Annotated in this window: 20 protein-coding genes and 1 pseudogene; 3 read left to right on the forward strand and 18 right to left on the reverse strand. The window is 72.2% G+C overall.

Annotated features, from left to right (window positions below; genetic code table 11):
* Together ACQP2P_RS27445 and ACQP2P_RS27450 are read right to left on the reverse strand one after the other, a co-directional pair.
* Complete coding sequence (locus tag ACQP2P_RS27445; protein ID WP_433605478.1) at positions 1-984, reverse strand: hypothetical protein; 984 nt, start codon at positions 982-984, stop codon at positions 1-3.
* Positions 981-1463, reverse strand: a complete 483-nt coding sequence (locus tag ACQP2P_RS27450; RefSeq protein ID WP_433605480.1) for a DNA/RNA non-specific endonuclease — start codon at positions 1461-1463, stop codon at positions 981-983. The genes ACQP2P_RS27445 and ACQP2P_RS27450 overlap by 4 nt, the downstream gene beginning before the upstream one ends.
* Before the next feature lie 906 nt (positions 1464-2369).
* Here ACQP2P_RS27450 and ACQP2P_RS27455 point away from each other — a divergent pair.
* Together ACQP2P_RS27455 and ACQP2P_RS27460 are read left to right on the forward strand one after the other, a co-directional pair.
* Positions 2370-2819 carry a DUF6545 domain-containing protein gene (locus ACQP2P_RS27455; protein ID WP_433605482.1) on the forward strand — a complete coding sequence of 150 codons (450 nt, stop codon included), beginning with the start codon at positions 2370-2372 and terminating at the stop codon, positions 2817-2819.
* The gene (locus ACQP2P_RS27460; RefSeq protein WP_433605484.1) at positions 2816-3958 is read left to right on the forward strand and encodes a cytochrome P450; all 1143 of its coding nucleotides are present in this window, start codon (positions 2816-2818) and stop codon (positions 3956-3958) included. The genes ACQP2P_RS27455 and ACQP2P_RS27460 overlap by 4 nt, the downstream gene beginning before the upstream one ends.
* A gap of 481 nt (positions 3959-4439) precedes the next feature.
* Here ACQP2P_RS27460 and ACQP2P_RS27465 read toward each other — a convergent pair whose 3' ends face one another.
* The 5 genes and pseudogenes from ACQP2P_RS27465 to ACQP2P_RS27485 all read right to left on the reverse strand — a co-directional run bounded on the left by ACQP2P_RS27465 (position 4440) and on the right by ACQP2P_RS27485 (position 9015).
* Entirely contained in the window at positions 4440-4580 is a 141-nt protein-coding gene (locus ACQP2P_RS27465; protein WP_433605486.1) for a DUF6131 family protein, read from the reverse strand.
* Between the two features lie 80 nt (positions 4581-4660).
* Positions 4661-5107, reverse strand: coding sequence for a hemerythrin domain-containing protein (locus ACQP2P_RS27470; RefSeq protein WP_433619290.1), 447 nt, complete (start codon positions 5105-5107; stop codon positions 4661-4663).
* 27 nt (positions 5108-5134) lie between these two features.
* Positions 5135-7036: pseudogene (locus tag ACQP2P_RS27475) on the reverse strand (heavy metal translocating P-type ATPase); the annotation flags it as partial.
* A gap of 124 nt (positions 7037-7160) precedes the next feature.
* Positions 7161-8702: a GAF domain-containing sensor histidine kinase gene (locus tag ACQP2P_RS27480; protein ID WP_433605488.1), complete on the reverse strand. Its 1542-nt coding sequence runs from the start codon at positions 8700-8702 to the stop codon at positions 7161-7163.
* Positions 8611-9015, reverse strand: a complete 405-nt coding sequence (locus tag ACQP2P_RS27485) for a DUF4118 domain-containing protein (RefSeq protein ID WP_433605490.1) — start codon at positions 9013-9015, stop codon at positions 8611-8613. The genes ACQP2P_RS27480 and ACQP2P_RS27485 overlap by 92 nt, the downstream gene beginning before the upstream one ends.
* A 150-nt stretch (positions 9016-9165) precedes the next feature.
* Between ACQP2P_RS27485 and ACQP2P_RS27490 the strand changes: the two genes are divergently transcribed.
* Entirely contained in the window at positions 9166-10191 is a 1026-nt protein-coding gene (locus ACQP2P_RS27490; RefSeq protein ID WP_433605492.1) for an FUSC family protein, read from the forward strand.
* A 44-nt stretch (positions 10192-10235) separates the two neighbouring features.
* Here ACQP2P_RS27490 and ACQP2P_RS27495 read toward each other — a convergent pair whose 3' ends face one another.
* The 11 genes from ACQP2P_RS27495 to urtA all read right to left on the reverse strand — a co-directional run bounded on the left by ACQP2P_RS27495 (position 10236) and on the right by urtA (position 19552).
* Positions 10236-10985, reverse strand: coding sequence for an urease accessory protein UreD (locus ACQP2P_RS27495; protein WP_433605494.1), 750 nt, complete (start codon positions 10983-10985; stop codon positions 10236-10238).
* Positions 10985-11722: an urease accessory protein UreG gene (ureG, locus tag ACQP2P_RS27500; RefSeq protein WP_433605496.1), complete on the reverse strand. Its 738-nt coding sequence runs from the start codon at positions 11720-11722 to the stop codon at positions 10985-10987. Before ureG ends, ACQP2P_RS27495 begins: the two co-directional genes overlap by 1 nt.
* Entirely contained in the window at positions 11712-12395 is a 684-nt protein-coding gene (locus ACQP2P_RS27505) for an urease accessory protein UreF (RefSeq protein ID WP_433605498.1), read from the reverse strand. Before ACQP2P_RS27505 ends, ureG begins: the two co-directional genes overlap by 11 nt.
* A 2-nt stretch (positions 12396-12397) precedes the next feature.
* The gene (locus ACQP2P_RS27510) at positions 12398-14101 is read right to left on the reverse strand and encodes an urease subunit alpha (protein WP_433605500.1); all 1704 of its coding nucleotides are present in this window, start codon (positions 14099-14101) and stop codon (positions 12398-12400) included.
* Positions 14102-14147: 46 nt separating this feature from the next.
* Positions 14148-14453: an urease subunit beta gene (locus ACQP2P_RS27515; protein ID WP_433605502.1), complete on the reverse strand. Its 306-nt coding sequence runs from the start codon at positions 14451-14453 to the stop codon at positions 14148-14150.
* A complete protein-coding gene (locus tag ACQP2P_RS27520; RefSeq protein WP_433088668.1) occupies positions 14450-14752 on the reverse strand; it encodes an urease subunit gamma in 303 nt (100 codons plus the stop codon). Before ACQP2P_RS27520 ends, ACQP2P_RS27515 begins: the two co-directional genes overlap by 4 nt.
* Before the next feature lie 14 nt (positions 14753-14766).
* Positions 14767-15459, reverse strand: coding sequence for an urea ABC transporter ATP-binding subunit UrtE (gene urtE, locus ACQP2P_RS27525; RefSeq protein WP_433605504.1), 693 nt, complete (start codon positions 15457-15459; stop codon positions 14767-14769).
* Entirely contained in the window at positions 15459-16241 is a 783-nt protein-coding gene (gene urtD, locus ACQP2P_RS27530) for an urea ABC transporter ATP-binding protein UrtD (protein ID WP_433605506.1), read from the reverse strand. Before urtD ends, urtE begins: the two co-directional genes overlap by 1 nt.
* Positions 16238-17335 carry an urea ABC transporter permease subunit UrtC gene (urtC, locus tag ACQP2P_RS27535; RefSeq protein ID WP_433605508.1) on the reverse strand — a complete coding sequence of 366 codons (1098 nt, stop codon included), beginning with the start codon at positions 17333-17335 and terminating at the stop codon, positions 16238-16240. The genes urtD and urtC overlap by 4 nt, the downstream gene beginning before the upstream one ends.
* Positions 17332-18216: an urea ABC transporter permease subunit UrtB gene (urtB, locus tag ACQP2P_RS27540; protein WP_433605510.1), complete on the reverse strand. Its 885-nt coding sequence runs from the start codon at positions 18214-18216 to the stop codon at positions 17332-17334. The genes urtC and urtB overlap by 4 nt, the downstream gene beginning before the upstream one ends.
* A gap of 91 nt (positions 18217-18307) precedes the next feature.
* Positions 18308-19552, reverse strand: coding sequence for an urea ABC transporter substrate-binding protein (gene urtA, locus ACQP2P_RS27545; protein ID WP_433605512.1), 1245 nt, complete (start codon positions 19550-19552; stop codon positions 18308-18310).
* Positions 19553-19796 lie beyond the last annotated feature (244 nt).

Consider the following 19796-nt stretch of genomic DNA (forward strand, 5'->3'; position numbering starts at 1 on the left):
TCAGTCCGGAAGGTACAGCGGGACGCCCTCGACCAGGCGGAGCAGGAACGCCGTCGCGCTCAGCTGATGCGTGGCCCGCACCCGGCGGTCGGCGCTGGCCACGGTCACCGGCCAGCGCTCCGGGTCCGGCCCTACCGGCGACCAGCCCACCACCGCCCCGCCGTCCAGCCGCCCGAACGGCACCAGTCCAAGCCGGTCCAGGCCGGGGTCGGCCGGCGCGGGATCACTCGATTCCGGGCCGTCGCCGGGCATCGTGAGCAGCACGGGACCGATCCGGGAGCCGCAGCCGGCGTCGATCAGCCGCCGGTAGTCCCCCGGCACCGGGCGGCCGAGCCCCGCCTGCACCGCCGCCCAGTCGGTCGTACGCGGCGCACCCGGCCCGACCCCCGCCGCGGCGAGCAGCTGCCGCCCCGCGTCGATCGGCGCCGCGAGGGGCTCCTCGGGCCGCGACGGGCCGGGCGGATCCGCGGCGGCCCACCCGGGATCGGGGTCGAAGCGCGGCCGCGGCTGGTCCTCGTGGATGTAGGCCAGCGCCTCGATGCCGGTCTCGCCGCGGACGAACGCCAGCAGGAACGCCACGCAGCCGCCCGGGAACTCGTGCACCGCCGGGCCGTAGCGGTCGAAGACCGCCACCGGCCAGTCCGCCGGCTCGCCCAGCGCCACCCAGCACACGATCGCGTCGGACTGGATGGCGGCCCACGGCACCAGGTCGGTCTGGTCCGGGCCGGGGCCGCCGTCGTCGGCGATCAGCCGACGGTGGAGGGCGACCGCGGCGCGCAGCTCCTCCGTGGAGCCGTCCGCCGCGGGCTGCAGCACCGTGAGGAAGGTCTGGTAGGTCCCGGCGGGCACGGCCCCGACGTAGCGCACGTAGTCCTCGGGCACGGCGGTGCCGAAGGCGCTGCGCAGCGCTGCCTCCGGGATCGGCGGCCCCGGCCGCGGTGGCGCGCCGACCAGGGCCGTCAGCTCGGACAGGGCATCGGTCATGGCACGTTCTTTACCACAATGTGCACCACGCCGACGGAGCTCGACGCCACGACGTGGTCGGTCTCGTACGGCACCTCCGCGCCCGGCCGGTAGCGCGGCTCGACCCGGTAGTACACGTCGTCACCGCTCGCGACCCGGTCGGCCACGTACTTCTCCACGCCGTGGTACTGCGCGCTCTGGTTGACCACCTTCGTGAAGACGGGCGTGATGTTGCGCGGGTCGACGCCGCTGCCGCCGAGCCGGGTGCCGGCGATGAGGTGGCCCCGGTCGTGCACGCCGGACACGAAGCCCGGCGGGGTGTACCGGGCCGGGCTGCCCTTTGACTTCACCACGCCGCCCGAGTAGCACGCCTCCGCCCCGGAGGCCCGCCCGCGCGGGTCGGCGATGGAGTGGTCGAGATCCCAGTACTTGATCTCCTGCGGGCCCCAGGCGCCGCCCATGTAGTCGTCCTTCTCCCGGCCCACGATCCCCGCGGTCATGCTGAGGATGAGCAGCCCGATCGAGTCGACCGCCAGCTGGGCCGCGGCCGACGCCCCGCCGACCGCGGTGCTGAGCAGGCCGACCAGCCCGCCGCCGATGCCGAGGTCGCCGCCGGGCAGCGGGGGCAGCGTGATGACCGGGTCCGCAGGGCCACGTCCGCGGCCAAGGCCGCATCGCCGATGGCCTCCGCCTCAGCCCCGTGACCCGCAGCCGGTCCGTGCCGTCGGCCGCGACGGCACCGCCGAATCGCTGCACCGCGGCGCCGAGCTTCTCCGGCTCCGGCCGCCGAAGCGATGAACGAGCTGCTACTGTCCATTCAGATGCGCTATATCCTCCTGGCTGACATTCTTTTTTGCGACTTGTTCCTGCCGTAAATGAGGCCAGGAATCGCTCGTGGGCCGAGTCTTCGGCGCCATGTTGGCAGCAGCGTTCGTAGTTGCTCCCCCGCCGTGACGTATCCACACATTTGCCCGATGCGTGTTGGACAAGCGCGGCGAATATGCCACAGCAGCGAGCGCTGCGAGACCGATGCCCGCATGCCCGTGCGCCTCCATGACGCTTCTGCCACAAAGCGCAGAGCCATTCACCTCCCAGCGGAACGCGGCGACAGCCGGACGATCCCGGTTGGGTGCACTCTGCCCGGCTGCCCTCCCCCGTTTCTCCACCTCCCCGCCGTGCAAAGGTCAACCCCGCGTGACGAGCGTGTGGCAACTTCACTTGCCACTTTGGTTACTCTTGGCAACCCGTTGAGCACTCTGTAGGACCACGGTCGACGTGTCAACCACTTGAACCGTCTTCATTCCGTGTGGCAACCTCAATTGCCGAAGTCGATGGGGGGAAGCGGTATGGCAGGTGGCCGAATCAATGTGAGGTCGGATCAGGAGGAGCCGCATCCTGGCCGGAGTTTGGCGAGCCGCCTGGACTATCTGTTCCGCACGATCCGCAACGGCACCGAGGAGTGCAGCCACCGCGAGGTTGCGCGCATCATCAGCGAACAGGGGGCTAAAGTCGACGCGATGCCGCTTCCGCGGCCGCTCACCATCGACGGGGCCACCCGGGCCGACTTCAGCGAGGCTGACGCCGCCGCTGCGAAGGCTCGCGCGCAAGCGGCCGGATTATCTGATCCGCAGGTAGACGCGATCACCGAAGCGGCACGGATTGCCCCGGCGCTGCACTCAACGGCCCAGCGCCGGGCCGGTCACCTCCGCACAGCGAAAGTCGCGACAGCTGATCCTGCGATAGACAGCGACCTTGACGTCGAGGCGGAGTGGCTCAGCCGGGTCTGCGACGCACTCGCTCACTCACCGCTCGTACACCCGCACGGCAAGCCCGCACACGCTGGGACGAACGCATGACCATCGATGCCGACGGCGAGCTGGCCCGAGCAGTCGGGGACCCGGTCAGGGTTACCACCGCCGACGGACCGGCCTGGATTCTTCGCCGGTACGACGACGTTGTCGCCGGTTTCACGAGCACTGATCTCTCGACGTGCCCTCATCTTGCCACCGGTGAGGATTACCGCGGGTACGACCTCCCGCCTGCGTTTCGCGACAACATCATCAGCTCGCCGCCGGCGGATCACCGCCGCGTTCGCCGGCTCATCGCGCCGCTCATGGACCGTTCCGCGGCCCAGGCGATACGCCCGGCCCTGCAGCGCACCGCCCGAGAAGTCTTTGAACAAGCCTCGACGCACGGCACATTTGATCTGATTCGGGACTTCGCCGGACCCTACGTCGCGGCGTCAACCGCAGCCTGGCTGGGCCTGGAACGCCAGCTCCGCAACACGTATCTCGCTTGGGCAGCTCAGCTCGTCGGACCGCAATGGGCCACATTGCGCGGCCGGGACACGCTACCGACCATGGCGGCACTGGTGGAGGAGGCGACCACCACTCCCAGCAAGCCTGGAACCGTCATCGATCGCCTGCTCGCCATGCGCGACAGCGGCCAGATGCGCCCGGCCGAAACGACCGCCATGGTGTTCTACCTGCTGTTCGTGTGGTACGAGATCTCCGTCAACGCGGTCGCTGGCGCGGTCATCGTAGCGAGCGAGAGCGACGACCACGGTTCCTGGAGCCGGCGCTGGCGGCGCCACGCCGACGAAGCACTCGGCCGGTACACGCCCCAGTCCATCGCATTCCGGCGCTTTGCCAGCAACGAACAACGGGTTGGCAGCGCTGTCATCGAAGCTGGCCAGACGGTGCTCCTGTCGCTCGCCGCCGCCAACAAGGATCTCAGAGATGCAGCCTCTCCGCGAGGGCTCCATGTTTCCTTCGGTTACGGTCCGCACCGATGCCCCGGGCAGTCGATCGCATTGGCGGTGATACGAGAAGCGCTAACAGTTGCCCAGGTCATCGCCGAACTCGACCTGAGCAACGTCGCGTGGACACCTGGACTTCGAGCCCACGGTCCGCGCCAGATTCAGGCCCGAATAGCCGAAGCAGATCAGGATCAGGTCGGCCGGCACCGGTCCGATCGTTCGGCGACAGCCGGATGAAATCGTAGCCGCCGCCAGCCTGAGAACGCTGGCGCAACTCGCGTCCGGCAGCCCGGACCGTGTCCTGCGGGCGTGCAGCAGCTACTGGAACCGCATCGAGGAGCAGTGGGGGCAGCGGCCGATGGACGATGTGAAGGTCCGACATCAGTGGCCTCGTCGAGTTCGTGAAGGCCAACCGGGGAGTGCGGCGCAACGCCCGCTCCGCCCGCGTCCGGCCGCGGCCGAGTCGCTCGGAGACCGCCTGCGAAAACCCTTGTGAGCATGCCGCTCACGCACACACGACTGCTACCGGGACGTCGCCCAGCGCAACGCGGACACGCTTTCGACCTTGCTCAACGGCTGCAACGCCCCGCCGGACCCCGGTTCGGCGGCCGGGTCCAGCAGCGCGGGCGCCCCCGGGCACCGCGGTGCGCGCCGCCCGGAGATGGCCGAGCGACACGGCGGCCGAGACGGCCTGGGCCGCGCCGCCGCGGAGGTCCGGTTACCAGTAATGACGCCGTCCGGCCACCGGGTGGCCGAGCGACCCCAGGATGAACAGCACCGCGCCGATCACGATGAGAATGATGCCGATCGTGGTGAGGATCGGGATGCCGACGAACACGCCGATCAGCAGCAGGATCAAGCCTAGGATGATCATCTTGCCCCCTTGGGAAGCCAAGACGCCGGGCTACCCGGCAATCGCGCCGGTAATCCTCGTGCGGTTCAGGCCGGGGTGGACGCCGCCGGCATGAGGCTGAACGCGTTCTCCTCCTCCTGCGCGTTGTGCAGCTGCATGATGGCGTGCAAGCCGTAGAGCCCGGCCCGCAGGTCGATCACGTCTTCCGGCTCGGGCCGGCTGTCGCGGTCCGGCAAGGTTCGGCGCAGCCTTCGGATCTGGTGCTCGATCTCGGCGTGGGTGCGGCTGAGGGCCGCGATCGGGTCGGGGCCGCCGAGGGCCCGCGCGACGATCGGCAGCAGCTGCGCCTCCTCGGCCCGCTCGTGCGGCAGCAGGTCGGCCTCGAGGCGGTCGAGCAGGTCGCGGGCGGGGCCGAGGTCACCTCCGGTGGCGGGGAGGTCATCGGCGACGGCCCGGATCTGCTCGACGAGCGGGCGGATGGCGGTGTGCTGCGCGTACAGCTGCCGGGCCACGGCGAGGTCGGCGCTGGGCATGCTGACGGTGTGCGTGCGCTGCGGCAGCAGGACCGTCAGGGCCAGGCCGATGGCCGCGACGTCGATCGCCTCCTGCAGCAGCGCGCCGGCCACCGGCGTGAGCAGACCGGCTGCGGCCGGAACCATCGCGGCAACCGACAGGCCCATGCCGAGCGCGGCCGAGCGGCGGGCGATGCGATGGGCGCGCCGGGCGACGAGGATGGCGTCGGCGAGGCCGTCGACGCGGTCCGCCGTGAGCATGACGTCGGCCGCCTCGGCGGCGGCCGTGACACCGCGGGCCGCGAGGGCGACGCCGACCCCGGCGGCGGCGAGCGCCGGGGCGTCGTTCACCCCGTCGCCGACCATGACCGTCGGGGCGGCGGCCTGTTCGGCGCCGACGATGGCGAGCTTGTCGGCGGGGTCGCGGTCGGCGTACACGGCGTCGACGCCGGCGATCCGCCCGACGGTCTCGGCGATGTCCGCGCGGTCGCCGGTGATCAGGACGGTTCGCTCGATGCCGGCGTTGCGCAGCGTCCGCATCATGCGCGGCGCGTCGGGCCGCAGCGGGTCGGTGAACAGCAGGACCCCGGCGGGCCGGCCGTCCACCGCCGCGAACACGGTCAGCGACCCGTCCAGCGCGGCCCGGCGGCGGGCCCGGCGCACCCAAGGCGGTACGGGGCCGTCGACGACCCAGGCCGCCTTGCCGAGGCGTACCGCATGCCCCTCGACCGTTCCTTCGATGCCGAAACCGTGCCGTTCCCGCACGTCCGACGCGGCCGGCAGGCTCATCCGGCGCTCGCGGGCCGCCGTCACGATGGGCGCGGCGAGCACGTGCGCCGAGGCCTGGTCGAGCGCGGCGGCCAGCCGCAGGACCTCGTCAGCCGGCAGGTCATGGCCGGTGACCACCGTGGCGAGCACGGGGCGGCCGCTGGTCAGCGTGCCGGTCTTGTCGAACAGCAGGACCCGTCCGGCGGCCAGCCGTTCCAGCGCCGCTCCACCCTTGAGGATCACCCCGTAGCGGGCCGCCCGGGACACGCCGGACATGATGGCGATCGGGGCGGCCAGCAGCAGCGGGCAGGGAGTCGCCACGACCAGCACGGCCACCGCCCGCACCGCATCACCCGAGATCGCCCAGGCCAGCCCGGCCACCAGCAGTGTCAGCGGTACGAAGGCCAGCGCGAACCGGTCGGCGAGGCGGACGAAGGGGGCGCCGCTCGCCTGGGCCTGCTCGACCAGGCGCACCACGCCCGCGTAGGTCGACGCGGCGGCGGTCTCGGTGGCCAGCATCCGCGCCGGCGGCCCGGCGTTGACGACACCGCTGCGGATGCTGTCGCCGGCCCGCCGCTCGACCGGCAGCGGCTCACCGGACAGCGCCGACTCGTCGAACACGCCGTCGTCGAGCAGCCGGCCGTCGACCGGGACGAGCTCGCCCGCGCCGACCACCAGCCGGTCGCCGGCCGCGACCCGGTCCACCGGGATCTCTTCCACGCCGACCGGGCCCTCCCGGCGGGCGATCCGCGGCGCGCCCGCGGCCAGGCGGCCGAGCTCCCGGCGGGCCCGGGCCGACGCGCGCGCCTCCAGCACGCCTCCCGTGAACAGCATGACCGCGATCACCGCGCCCGCCAGCGGTTGGCCGACCAGCAGGGCGCCCACCAGTGCCAGCCACGCGATGACGTCCACCGAGGGCCGCCGGCGTAGCAGCGCGACAGCGATGGCGACCGTCGAGTAGGCCAGGCCGAGCAGCGTCGCAGCGGCCCACAGCGCGGCCGCCGGACGGCCCGCCCCCGCGGCGGCGGCCCCCACACCGGCGACGAGCAGCAGCGTCGCCGACCAGAACAGCAGTGCCTCTCGGGCGGCCCACAGGCGGGCACCTCGCCGCTGTGACATCGGAGCCTCCGTCCCGCCGGGAGCCGGGTCGGCACGGCGAACCGGCCTCACTTCATGGTCCATACGCCGCGGCGCCCGTTCCAAGGCCGAAGGTCCCGACTCGAGTCCGGTCCTACTCCGTCGTCGCCGGCGCCGGACCGACGCCGGCGTCGACGACCGCCGGCTGAGCCGGTTCGCCGCGGGCCGTTCAGTCCGGGGCAACGCAGGCGACGGACGTGGTCGGGATGCTGGCCAGCAGCCGGGTGCCGCCGTCGGTGGGGCTGGTGATGGTGAGGTTGCCGCCGAGTGCCTCGACGCGGTCCCGCAGGCCGGTGAGGCCGGTCCCGCGTTGCGGGTCGGCGCCTCCGGTGCCGTCGTCCTGGATCGACAGGTGCAGGAGGTCGTTGCGGGAGGCCGCCCGCACGTGCACGAGTGTGGCGTGGCCGTGTTTGGCCGCGTTGGTCAGCGCCTCGGAGACGACGTAGTACGCGGCCATCTCGACCACCGGGGGCATACGCCCGCTGGTGTCGAGGTCGAGCTCGACCGGTACGGGAGATCTGCGGGCGAGTGCTTTGAGCGCGGCCGGCAGGCCGCCTGACGCGAGCAGCGTCGGATGGATGCCCCGTGAGATCTCGCGCAGGTTGTCCATGGCACCGCTCAGACCGCACAGGGCGCGTGCCAGTTGCGCCTTGGCCTGCCCCATCTGCGGCGGCAGGGCGGCCTGGACGGCGCCGAGCTGCATCGCGACGGCGAGGAAGTGCTGCATGGCACCGTCGTGCAGATCGCGCTCGATGCGCTGCCGGGCCTGGTCGGCGGCGGCTACGAGCCGGGCCCGGGACGCGGCGAGCTCAGCCTTGCTGTCGGCGTTGGCGATGGCGGTGGCGGCGAGGTCGGTGAAGTCCGCGACGCGCGCCTCGGTGTCGGGCGGCAGAGGCTGGGGCCGGGCCCACGCAACGCCGGCCACGCCCCACAGCCGCCCGTCAACCACGATCGGCACCCCGACCACGGAACGGATGCCCAGCCTGCGGGCGAACGCGGCGACCGGGCCGGCCGCGTCCTCGAAACTGTCCACCCTGGCGGCGCGTCCGGTCTCGTGCACCTTGACCAGGACGTTCTCGCCTTCGATCGGCCAGCGCACCCGGTCGGCGTCGGGGCCGGTGAGGTTGGTGGAGACGACGCTCGCCGTGCCGTCGGGTTCATAGCGGCACAGCCACGTGCTGTATTCACCCAGCAGTCCGCGCAGCTCGACGGTGATCGCCCGGAACACGTCGGACGGAGGACTGCCGTGGGCCACGAGCTTCGCGACTCGCCCCAACGCCGCTTGTTCGGCGGCGAGCCGGCGCAACTGCTCCCGGCTTGACTCCAGCGTCTCGAGCGCGGCCGCACGTTCCCGGCCGGCGTGCAGCAGCGACGCCAGACACGGCACAATGACCTCCCGCAGCCGCCGCATCGTCCGCGTCGGCACGTCGACGGGCACCAGCAGGGTCCCGAGCCGGACAGTGCCGGAGCACAGGGGCAACGCCGCGTGCCGATCATCGCCGGGGACGGCCGCGAGGTCGATCGCGGCATCCGGCAGGCCGAGGGATCGCGCAATGCACGCTGCGACAGCCGGCAGCGCCGACTGCAGGTCGTCGGCGTTGAGGAGTAGCCGGGCCATCTCAGCGGTGAGCTCGGACTCCTGGGCCTGGGCGGCGCGCAACCGGTACAGGTCGGCCACCGCACTCGTGGGCACCGCGACGATGAGCAGCACCGCCAACTCGACGACCTGCTGGATGTCCGAGACGGTGAACGTCCCGGGGGGGCCGGACGTGGAAGAAGACGAACGCCAGCGTGCTGGCCACCGCGGTGGCCAGCCCGAGCCACATACCCCACACCAGTGAGGCGACCAGCACGCCGACGATGTAGACGAGGCCCCCGGAGTAGGGTGGCATGACCTGCCGGAGCGGATAGACCAGCAGGGTCTCGACCATGATCAGCAGGACGGCGACCACGATCCCCAGCCCACGGGGCGGGGGTGTCGGTCGCACCAGCCGGGACAGTGAGCCGACATGCACTGATGACATTCTAGTCCGGCTGCACGGCCTCGAACCGTCCACGGCCGGCCTTGTCTGCGCTGTCGGCGTACGCCGGATTCGGGCTCCGCCCCTGCCCCGGCCGGAGCCGACCGGCGCGATATGCGGGACGGGCGGCCATCGCGGGTGCGGAGAAGTCGAGTGAACAGGGTGGGTGAGCGGGTGCGGGCCATGCTCACGGACCTGCTCCACATCCGCCCGATGCGCGGCACCCACCGGGTCGCGCTGCGGGCCGGTGTCAGCGTCCTGGTCCCCGTGCTCACCGTGCTGGCGCTGGGCCACCCGAACTGGACGGCATACGCCGCCTTCGGGGCGTTCGCCTCGCTGTACGGGCGCAACCACGTGCACCTGTCCCGCGCCGCGATGCAGGCGAGCGCCGCGGCGGCGCTGACGGTGTCGGTCGTCCTCGGCGTGCTCGTCGGCTCGCTGGAGTCGCGGGCGTGGGTCTCGGTGCCGGTCGCCGCCCTCGTCGCGGCGCTGGGCGCCGTGCTCGCCGCCGCGCAGGACTGGCATCCACCGGGGCCGCTCTTCCTGGTCTTCGCGTTCGGTGCGGTCGCCTCGGCCCCGCACCACGTGTCGGACGCTGCGCTCGCCGCCGCCGTGGCCGGGGGCAGCAGCCTGTTCGCGCTGGTGGTCGGGAACGTGGGCAGCCTCGTCCGGCGGCAGCGGAGCCGGCCGGCCCGGCTGGTGCACGTGTGGACGTGGGAACCGGTGCGCTACGCCCTCGCCGTCGTGCTGGCGGGCGGCCTGGCGACCGGGATCGGGATCGGCCACCCGTACTGGGCGATGGTGGCGGCGGCCGCTCCGCTCAGCGCCCCCGGCCGCACCGCCCAGCTGGTCCGCGCCGCGCACCGGATCCTCGGCACGCTGCTCGGGCTGCTGCCCAGCGCGGCGCTGCTCGCGCTGCACCTCCCGCCGTTCGCGACCGTGCTGGTCGTGGCGGCGCTGCAGATCGTCACGGAGCTGCTGGTCGGGCGGCACTACGGGCTGGCGCTGCTGTTCATCACCCCGTTGGCGCTGCTGATGGGGCAGCTGACGGTGGCCCGCCCGGCCGGGCCGCTCCTCTTCGACCGGGGGGTCGAGACGGTGATCGGCGGCCTCATCGGCGGCGCGATCGTCCTGTGCCAACCATGGCTGCGGCGCCACCGCACGCGAGGCACCGCCTGAACCCGGGCCGATCCCCTCACGCGGGGAGCCGGACCACACGCCAGTCAGTCCACAGTGGACATCACCGGGTGGCGGGTGGCCTCAGTGAGGTATCGGCGCAGCGTGTGGGCGTCCGGCGCCGTGGCGGTGGTCAGCCACGCCGGTCCGGCCAGGGGCATGCGGACGGCGGTGGGGCCGAGCACGAGCGGGGCTTCCGGCGCCGCGTCCGGGTCGACCCGCAGCAGCGATCCGGTCGCCTTGGCGCCGCCGAGCACGGCCGGGCCCGCCCAGCCATCGGCACCCGGACCGACGTCGAGCCGCTGGCGCAGCAGCGGCCGGCCGCCGTAGGTCACGGAGGTGATGGTGGTGACGTCGCCGGGCTGCTCGCCGTGCCGCCCGCAGACGAGCTCGTCGCGCCAGAGCACGGCCGCGCCCTCGGCGACGTCGACGCTCGCTGTGGTGGTGTGCCGGCAGCCCGTCCCGGCGATGGTCTGCTCGGGCAGCCAGTGCAGTGTCCCGCCGGCGGCGATGCTCGCGCGGATGGCGAGGCGCGAGCGGGTGCCGGCCCGCGAGGGCAGGGCGAGCGCCGCCGCGACGGTCCGCAGGAACAGTGTGGCACCGGGCCCGACGTCGATGTCCAGACACAGGTCGTCGCCGCCGAGGGGGCCGGCCGCCCCGCCGACGAGGTGCACGGTGGCCACGCCTGCGGCGAGGTCGGTGCGGCGCAGCAGCAGGGGCGTCTCGCCGCGCAGCCGGGCCAGCCGGGTGCCGCCGCGGCCGTCGGCCTCGGCGACGACCCTGGCGTGTGCCCGCATCAGCCCGCGCCGGTCGGCGCGTGGTGCTCGTGGCTGGGGTGCTCGTCGCGATGGTGCGCGACGAGGTGGCGCACCCAGTCCGCGACCGTCGTCGCGTGCTGGTCGGCGGCGATCGACAGGAAGATCGTGGGCAGGTCGCCGCGGCGGGCCCGGGCGTCGCGGTCCATCACCGCCAGGTCGGCCCCGACCATGGGGGCCAGGTCGGTCTTGTTGATGACCAGCAGATCGGCGGCGGTGACCCCGGGGCCGCCCTTGCGCGGAACCTTGTCGCCGCCGGCCACGTCGACGACGAAGATCTGACGGTCGATGAGCCCCTTGCTGAACGTGGCGGTGAGGTTGTCGCCGCCGCTCTCCACCAGGACCAGGTCCAACGGCCCGAGCATCGTCTCCAGTTCCTCGACGGCGTCGAGGTTGGCGGAGATGTCGTCGCGGATGGCGGTGTGCGGGCAGCAGCCGGTCTCCACCGCGCGGATGCGCTCGGGCGGCAGGACCGCGTTGCGTTTCAGGAAGTCGGCATCCTCGGTGGTGTAGATGTCGTTGGTCACCACGCCGAGGCTCAGCTCCCCGCCGAGGGCCCGGCACAGCGCGGCGACCAGGGCGGTCTTGCCCGATCCGACGGGACCGCCGATGCCGATGCGCAGCGCTCGCCCGGCCGGGGCGAGCGGGGCGTGCGGATCGACGTCGGGGTGCGGGTGGCTGTGCGGAACGGTCTCGTCGTGCACGATGTCAGGACGCAAAGAGACGCACCTCCCAGGTGGCGTGAGTTTCGGCGTGGATGTCGGCCAGCGGCCCGGTGGTGGCCGGCAGGTCGGCAGGGTTCTGTTCGCGGGCATCGGTGGCCGCTTGGACGGCCACCGCGTCACAGGCGGCGGCCAGCCGGGCCAGGAGCGCCTGCGCCTGGTACGGGTCGAGGCCGAGCAGGCGCACGGCGGCGCTGGCGGCACCGGTGATGATGCCGTAGGTCGCGATCGTCGCGGCCTGCTCGGCGGTCAGGTTCGCCGCCGCCGCGGTGAGCCCGAGCGCGATCGGGTGATGGCACCCGTCGGGGTGCCGCGGTGCCCGGTCGAACAGCGGCGCGGGCCAGGTCAGCCGGCCGGCCCGCAAGAGCGCCCGGCCCTGCCGGCGGGAGGCCAGCCGCTGCGCGGGCGAGGGGGTGCGGGCGTCCAGTTCGGCGTCGAGCCCGGCCAGGTCGCCGTCCGCCGCGGCTGCCGCGAGCCGGGCGGCCGCGGCGAAGGCCGCCGCCACCGGGCCGGCGGTGGCCAGGCGGCCCCGCAGGAACGCCTCCAGTTCGCCGGCGCCGGTGACCCGCCCGGCGGCCACCGCGGCCTCGAGGCCGTTGGAGTGCGCGTGGCCGCCGGACGGGAACCGGCCGTCGGCGAGCAGCAGCAGGGTCGTGGTCGTGGCGTCCATCGTCAGAACAGGAAGTACCGCTGCGTCATGGGCAGTTCGGTGACCGGGTCCGGGTCGACCACCGCCCCGTCGATGCGGACGTTGAAGGTGTCGGGCTCGACCTCGATGCGCGGCATGGCGTTGTTGTGCGGAAGGTCGGCCTTGCCGCGGGAGCGCACGTTCGCGACCGGCACGAGCCGGCGTTTGACGTCCAGTTCCAGCCCCGCCTCCAGCGCCGCCGGGGCGACGAACGCGACGCTGGTCGCCGGCGCGGCGACGCCGTAGGCACCGAACATCGGCCGCGGCAGCATCGGTTGCGGGGTGGGAATGGAGGCGTTGGCGTCGCCCATCTGCGCCCAGGCGATCAGGCCGCCCTTGATCACCAGCTGCGGCCGGACGCCGAAGAAGGCGGGGTCCCAGAGCACCAGGTCGGCGAGCTTGCCGGCCTCCACCGAGCCGACCTCGGCCTCCAGCCCGTTGGCCATCGCCGCGCAGATGGTGTATTTGGCCACGTAGCGGCGGGCGCGGTGGTTGTCGGCCGCCCCGTCGCCCGGCAGCGCGCCGACCCGGTCCTTCATGACGTGGGCCGTCTGCCAGGTCCGCATGACCACCTCGCCGATGCGCCCCATCGCCTGCGAGTCCGAGCCGATGATCGAGATGGCCCCGAGGTCGTGCAGCAGGTCCTCCGCGGCCATCGTCGAGGGCCGGATCCGGCTCTCGGCGAACGCGAGGTCCTCCGGGATGGACGGGGACAGATGGTGGCACACCATGAGCATGTCCAGGTGCTCGGCCAGCGTGTTGTGGGTGTACGGCCGGGTGGGGTTCGTCGACGACGGCAGCACGTTGGGGTGTGCGGCGACCGTGATGATGTCGGGCGCGTGGCCACCGCCGGCACCCTCGGTGTGGTACGCGTGGATGGCCCGTCCGTTGATCGCCCGCAGGGTGTCCTGGACGAATCCCGCCTCGTTGAGCGTGTCGGTGTGGATGGACACCTGGACCCCGGAGGCGTCGGCGACGCGCAGGCACGCGTCGATGGCGGCCGGCGTGGTACCCCAGTCCTCGTGCAGCTTGAAGCCGCCCGCCCCGGCCCGCAGCTGCTCCCACATCGCGTCCTCGGAGACGGTGTTGCCCTTGCCCAGCAGCAGGACGTTGACCGGCCACACGTCGAGCGCCTCGTGCATGCGGGCCAGGTGCCAGGCGTTGGAGGTGACGGTGGTGGCCTTGCTGCTCTCCGCCGGGCCGACTCCCCCGCCGACCAGCGTCGTCACGCCGGCGGCGAGTGCCTCGGTCACGAGCTGCGGGCAGATGAAGTGCACGTGCGTGTCGACGGCCCCGGCGGTGAGGATCTTGCCGTTGCCGGCGATGATCTCGGTGGAGGGTCCGATCACCAGGCCGGGGTGGACGCCGTCCATGGTGTCGGGGTTGCCGGCCTTGCCGATCGCCACGATCCGGCCGTCGCGGATGCCGACGTCCGCCTTGACGATGCCCCAGTGGTCCAGGATCACCGCGCCGGTGATGACGGTGTCGGGGGTGCCTTCGGCGCGGGTGGCCCGGGACTGCCCCATCGACTCGCGTATCACCTTGCCGCCGCCGAAGACGGCCTCGTCGCCGCCGGCGCAGTGGTCCGACTCGACCTCGATGAGCAGGTTGGTGTCGGCGAGCCGGATGCGGTCGCCGGTCGTCGGGCCGTACAGGGCGGCGTAGCGCCGCCGGTCCAGCAGCGTCACTGCGTTGCCTTCCGGTCGTGCGGGTGCGCGCCGCGGGCGGGCGCGTTCACAGGGGTCCCCCACATTCGCCGCGCAGCCCCGGCACGATCCGCGCGCCGCCCAGCGGCACCAGCTCGACCTGCCGGCTCACGCCGGGCTCGAAGCGCACCGCGGTCCCGGCCGGGACGGCGAGGCGCTGCCCCCAAGCCGCGGACCGGTCGAACTCCAGGCCCGGGTTGGCCTCGGCGAAGTGGTAGTGCGAGCCGACCTGCACGGGGCGGTCGGCGGTGTTGGTGACCAGCAGGGTCGTCGTCGGACGCCCGGCGTTGATCTCCACCGGCTCACCGGCCGGGAGGATCTCGCCGGGGATCAACCGATCGGGTGGTGCACCGTCACCAGCTTGGTACCGTCCGGGAACGTCGCCTCCACCTGCACCTCCTTCAGCATCTCGGGGATCCCGTCGAGGACGTCGGCCGGGGTCAGCACGTGGCGGCCGGCCTCCATGAGCTCGACGACGGTGCGGCCGTCGCGTGCGCCCTCCAGCAGGAACGCGGTGATGACGGCGACCGCCTCGGGGTGGTTGAGCCGCAGGCCGCGCTCGCGCCGTCGGCGGGCCACGTCGGCGGCGACGTGGATGAGCAGGCGCTCCTGCTCGTGCGGGGTCAGGAACATGTCGTCCTTCCGGATCAGACGGAGAGGGCCGAGCGGACCGCGGCTCGGGCCTGCTCGCCGCCGCGACCGGACGAGGTGACCCGGCCGGCCTCCAGAACGTAGTATCTCCCGGCCGCGTTGAGCGCGAAGCCGATGTGCTGCTCGACGAGGAGCACGGACATGCCGCCGCGCCCGGCCAGCGCCAGGATCGTCTGCTCGATCTCCGCCACGACGGTGGGCTGGATGCCTTCGGTCGGCTCATCGAGCAGCAGCACCTTCGGCCTGGTGATCAACGCCCGGGCGATGGCCAGCTGCTGGCGCTGACCGCCGGACAGCAGGCCCGCCCGCCGGCCGAGCAGGGGCGGCAGCGCCGGGAACATCTCCAGCGCCTCGTCGATGGCGGCCCGGCCGCCCGCGCGGCCGTCGGCGACCAGCTGGAGGTTCTCGGCGGTGGTCAGATGCGGGAAGCACTGCTGCCCCTGGGGCACGTACGCCATACCCCGGGCGACCCGCTGGTGCGGGGCCAGGCGGCTGATGTCCTCCCCGTCCAGGCTGATCGTCCCGCGCTTGGGAGTGAGCAGCCCGATGGCCGCGCGCAGCAGTGTGCTCTTGCCGGCCCCGTTGTGGCCCAGGACCGCGGCCACCCCGTCGACCGGCACGTCGGCGGAGACGCCGTGCAGCACCATGCTGCGGCCGTAGCCGACGTGGACGTCGTCGAACTGCAGCATCACGCCTCCCGCCCGGCCGTCGCCGAGGTCGTGTCGCCCGCCTCGGGGGCGTGTCCCAGATAGACCTCCTGCACCCGTGGATCGGCCTGCACCTCGGCCACGGTGCCCTCGGAGAGGACCCGGCCCACGTGCAGGACGGTGACCGTCCGGGCGAAGCGCCGCAGGAAGTCCATGTCGTGCTCGATGACCACGACGGTCCGGTCCCGGGCGACGACGCCGAGCAGTTCGCCCGTGGCATCGCGCTCGTCCTGGCTCATCCCGGCGACCGGCTCGTCGAGCAGCAGCAGCCGCACGTCCTGGACCAGGAGCATGCCGATCTCCAGCCACTGCTTCTGCCCGTGCGCGAGGGTGCCGGCGAGGTGGTCGCGCCGCGCGGTGAGGCCGATCGTCTCCAGCGCCTCGGCCACCTCGGGCGGCACGCCGCGCCGGCGGCGGAGCATGGTGAGCCGGCCGCGTCCGGCGCCGGCGGCGATGTCGAGGTTCTGCAGCACGGTCAGCTCCTCGAACACCGTCGCCGTCTGGAACGTCCGGCCGACGCCGAGCCGCGCGATGCGGTGCACCGGCCGGCCGAGCAGTTCCCGGTCGCCGAAGCGCACCGATCCGGTCGCCTTGACCAGCCCCGTGACGGCGTCGACCAGCGTCGTCTTGCCGGCCCCGTTGGGCCCGATGAGGAAGCGGAGGTCGCCGGGGCGCACGTCGAGGCTGACCCCGTCGACGGCGGCGAAGCCGTCGAAGACCACCCGCAGATCCCGGATCTGCAGTCCGGCCGGCTCGTCGGTCATGCCGGCACCTCCTGGGCGGGAACGGTCTGCGAGGCGCGGCGCCGGGCGCGGACACGCCGGACCAGTGACGCCAGGCCACCGGGCAGGAAGGCGACGACGAGCACGAACAACAGCCCCTGCAGATAGGTCCAGGCGGCCGGGAACTGCTCCGACAGGGAGGTCCGCGCCCACGCCACGGCCACCGCGCCGAGCACGGGGCCGAGCAGCGTGGCCCGGCCACCGACCGCGACGCCGATGACGAACTCGATCGACGGCACGATCCCGATGAGCGCGGGATTGATGATGCCGACCGCCGGCACGAACAGCGCGCCGGCCAGGCCCGCCATGCCCGCGGCCGTGACGTAGGCGACGAGCTTGACGTTGGCGGGGTCGTAGCCGAGGAAGCGGACCCGCTCCTCGGCGTCGCGGACCGCGACGAGCAGTTCGCCGTAGCGGCTGTGCATCAGGTGCCTCGCCAGCGCCAGCAGGAGCAGCAGCGCGCCGGCGATGATGAAGTACACCATCCGCTGGTTGACCGGGTCGTCCAGGGCGTACCCGAAGAACCCCTGGAAGTCGGTGAGTCCATTGGTACCGCCGGTGGTGCCCTGTTGCCCGATGAGGAAGATCGCCAGCGCGGCCGCGAGCGCCTGCGACAGGATCGCGAAGTACGCGCCGCGGACCCGGCGGCGGAAGACCAGCGAGCCGAGCAGGTACGCCACGGCCATCGGCAGGAGCACGGCCGCGGGCAGGGCGAAGTACGGGCTGGCGAACGGGCGCCACCACCATGGCAGGGCGTCGAGCTGGCCGTACAACTCCATGAAGTCCGGCATGTTGCCCGGTCCGGCGTCGGCGAGCTTGAGATGCATGGCCATCGCGTAGCCGCCCAGCCCGAAGAACACCCCCTGGCCGAGGGTGAGCAGGCCGCCGCGTCCCCACGCCAGCCCGATGCCGATCGCGACCATCGCCAGGCACAGGTACTTGGCCAGCAGACTGAGCCGGAAGTCCGACAGTGCCACCGGCGCGACCGCGAAGAGCAGCACCGCGCCGACGGCGAATCCCGCTACCGTCCGCGTCCATCGGCCCGGCGCGAGGAGCGAGGTCTTCGGACCGGTCATGTGAGACTCCGGGTTCGTAGGGTGAACAGCCCCTGGGGCCGCCATTGCAGGAACGCCACGATGGCGATGAAGACGCCGACCTTCGCCACGCTCACCGTCGTGGAGTACTCGACCGTCGACTGCAGCACGCCGAGCACGAAGGCGACGATGACGGTGCCCTTGATCTGCGCGATCCCGCCCACCACCACGACGAGAAACGCGTCGATGATGATGTTCGTGCCCATGGTGGGGCCGATGGGGCCGAGCATCGTGAGGGCCACCCCGGCCACGCCGGCGAGGCCCGAGCCGATGAAGAACGTGAGCCGGTCGACCCGGGCGGTCGGGATGCCGGAGACGGCGGCGAGGTCGCGATGCTGCACCACCGCCCGGATCCGCCGGCCCAGCGAGCTGAAGCGCAGGACCAGCGTCAGCGCGGCCACGGCGGCCAGCGCGAGGGCGAGGATGAACAGCCGGTTGTTCGCCAGGACCAGGTCGCCGGTGATCTTGATGTTGCCGGTGAGCAGGTCGGGGGCCCGGGTCTGGACGTTCGGGGCGCCGAAGATGTCCCGCGCCGCCTGTTGCAGGATCAGTGACACACCCCAGGTGACCAGCAGTGTGTCCAGTGGACGCGTGTACAGCCGGCGGATGAGCAGCATTTCGAGCAACACCCCCATCGCACCGGCGACGAGGAAGGCGACCGGCAGTGCGACGAGGAGCGAGACGCCGGCATCGGTGATGAGCTGCTGCAGCACGTACACGGTGTAGGCGCCGGCCATGATGAACTCGCCGTGCGCCATGTTGATGACGTTCATCTGGCCGAACGTGAGCGCCAGGCCGAGGGCGATGAGCAGCAGTACCGCGCCGATGCTGACGCCGGTGAACAGTTGACTGACGATGACCATGGGTGATGTCCATTCGCCGAGGATCGGGGTGGGCCGCCGCGGGCGGGTGGCGCAGGACGGGGCCGCCTGCGCCACCGGACCGCGGTGCTCGTCAGGACAGGCCGGTCGCCCAGGGATAGCCCTTGAGGTACGGGTCCGGCTTGACCGGCTGACCGGAGTTCCACACCTCGGTGATCAAGCCGTCCGCGCCGACCTTGCCGATCCGCGCCGTCTTGTAGATGTGCTGGGTCGCGCCGTCGACGGTGACCTTGCCTTCGGGCGCGTCGAGCACGACGCCGTCGGAGGCGGCCTTGACCTTCTCCACGTCGAAGGAGCCGGCCTTCTCGACCATGGCCTTCCAGAGGTAGACCGAGACGTACGCGGCCTCCATCGGGTCGGACGTCGGCTTGTCCGCCCCGTACTTGGCCTTGTACGCCTTGACGAACTTCTCGTTGGCCGCGCCGGGCGTCGTCTGGTAGTAGTTCCAGGCGGTGAGCTGGCCGTCGAGGTACTGCGTGCCGATGCTCTTGACCTCCTCCTCGGCGATCGAGACCGACACGACGGGCATCGAGGCGGCGGTCAGACCGGCCGACTTGTACTCCTTGAAGAAGGCCACGTTGCTGTCGCCGTTGAGGGTGTTGAAGACCGCGGCGGCCTTGGACGCCTTGACCTTGTTGACGATCGTGCCGAACTCGGTGGAGCCGAGCGGCGCGTAGTCCTCGCCGAGCACGGTCATCCCGTTGGCGGCCGCGTACGCCTTGATGATCTTGTTCGCCGTCCGCGGGAACACGTAGTCGCTGCCGACGAGGTAGATCGAGGTCTTGCCCTGCGACTTCAGGTAGTCCAGGCCGGGCACGATCTGCTGGTTGGTGGTGGCGCCGGTGTAGAAGATGTACGGCGACTGCTCGAGCCCCTCGTACTGCACCGGATAGAACAGCAGCGCCTTGTTCTTCTCGAAGACCGGCTTGACGGCCTTGCGGCTGGCCGAGGTCCAGCAGCCGAAGACGGCGGCGACCTTGTCCTGCTTGATGAGCTTCTCCGCCTTCTCGGCGAAGGTGGGCCAGTCGGAGGCGCCGTCCTCGCTGATCGGCTGGATCTTCTTGCCGAGCACGCCACCGGTGGCGTTGATCTCCTCGACGGCGAGCCGCAGGGAGTCGCGCACGGTGACCTCGCTGATGGCCATGGTGCCCGACAGCGAGTTCAGCAGGCCCACCTTGACGGTGTCGCCCGCCGTATCGGCGGTCGCGCCACCGCCGGTCGCGCTCTCGCCGGTCTTGCTGCCGCACGCGGCGAGCGTCACGGTGGCGGCCAGCATCGCTGCCAACGCCGCCGCGCGGCGTCCGCGAATCCAGGACATGAAGTCTCCTTGCCTCAACGGGAGGATGAGCATCAGAAGAAGTCGGCGACAGGGCCCGCAACGCTGCGGAGCCACGGTCGGGAAACAGCGCGGGACAGTGCCGTGGCCGGACACCGGCGCCGCGGCTCGTGGCCGCGCGGAGCGGGTGTCGCGCCCTACCGGATGGGCACGCTCAGCGTCGGTGAGATTGATTTCAGTGAGATTGCACGGCCCTTAATTGGCCGTTTCCGCGTTCTTCTCCACG

This window comes from Dactylosporangium sp. CA-139114 (assembly GCF_050955725.1).
Taxonomy (GTDB): Bacteria; Actinomycetota; Actinomycetes; order Mycobacteriales; family Micromonosporaceae; genus Dactylosporangium.

Bases quoted from the DNA above. Each gene is read 5' to 3' on its own strand.
- ACQP2P_RS27470 (WP_433619290.1), bottom strand. From the start codon at position 5,107: ATGCCCAGCGCCGACCTCGCCGTGGCCCGGCAGCTGTACGCGCAGCAC.
- ACQP2P_RS27450 (WP_433605480.1), bottom strand. From the start codon at position 1,463: ATGACCGCGGGGATCGTGGGCCGGGAGAAGGACGACTACATGGGCGGC.
- urtB (WP_433605510.1), bottom strand. From the start codon at position 18,216: ATGGTCATCGTCAGTCAACTGTTCACCGGCGTCAGCATCGGCGCGGTA.
- urtC (WP_433605508.1), bottom strand. From the start codon at position 17,335: ATGACCGGTCCGAAGACCTCGCTCCTCGCGCCGGGCCGATGGACGCGG.
- ACQP2P_RS27485 (WP_433605490.1), bottom strand. From the start codon at position 9,015: ATGTCATCAGTGCATGTCGGCTCACTGTCCCGGCTGGTGCGACCGACA.
- ACQP2P_RS27505 (WP_433605498.1), bottom strand. From the start codon at position 12,395: ATGGACGCCACGACCACGACCCTGCTGCTGCTCGCCGACGGCCGGTTC.
- ACQP2P_RS27460 (WP_433605484.1), top strand. From the start codon at position 2,816: ATGACCATCGATGCCGACGGCGAGCTGGCCCGAGCAGTCGGGGACCCG.
- ACQP2P_RS27495 (WP_433605494.1), bottom strand. From the start codon at position 10,985: ATGCGGGCACACGCCAGGGTCGTCGCCGAGGCCGACGGCCGCGGCGGC.
- urtA (WP_433605512.1), bottom strand. From the start codon at position 19,552: ATGTCCTGGATTCGCGGACGCCGCGCGGCGGCGTTGGCAGCGATGCTG.
- urtE (WP_433605504.1), bottom strand. From the start codon at position 15,459: ATGCTGCAGTTCGACGACGTCCACGTCGGCTACGGCCGCAGCATGGTG.
- ACQP2P_RS27520 (WP_433088668.1), bottom strand. From the start codon at position 14,752: ATGTTCCTGACCCCGCACGAGCAGGAGCGCCTGCTCATCCACGTCGCC.
- urtD (WP_433605506.1), bottom strand. From the start codon at position 16,241: ATGACCGACGAGCCGGCCGGACTGCAGATCCGGGATCTGCGGGTGGTC.
- ACQP2P_RS27445 (WP_433605478.1), bottom strand. From the start codon at position 984: ATGACCGATGCCCTGTCCGAGCTGACGGCCCTGGTCGGCGCGCCACCG.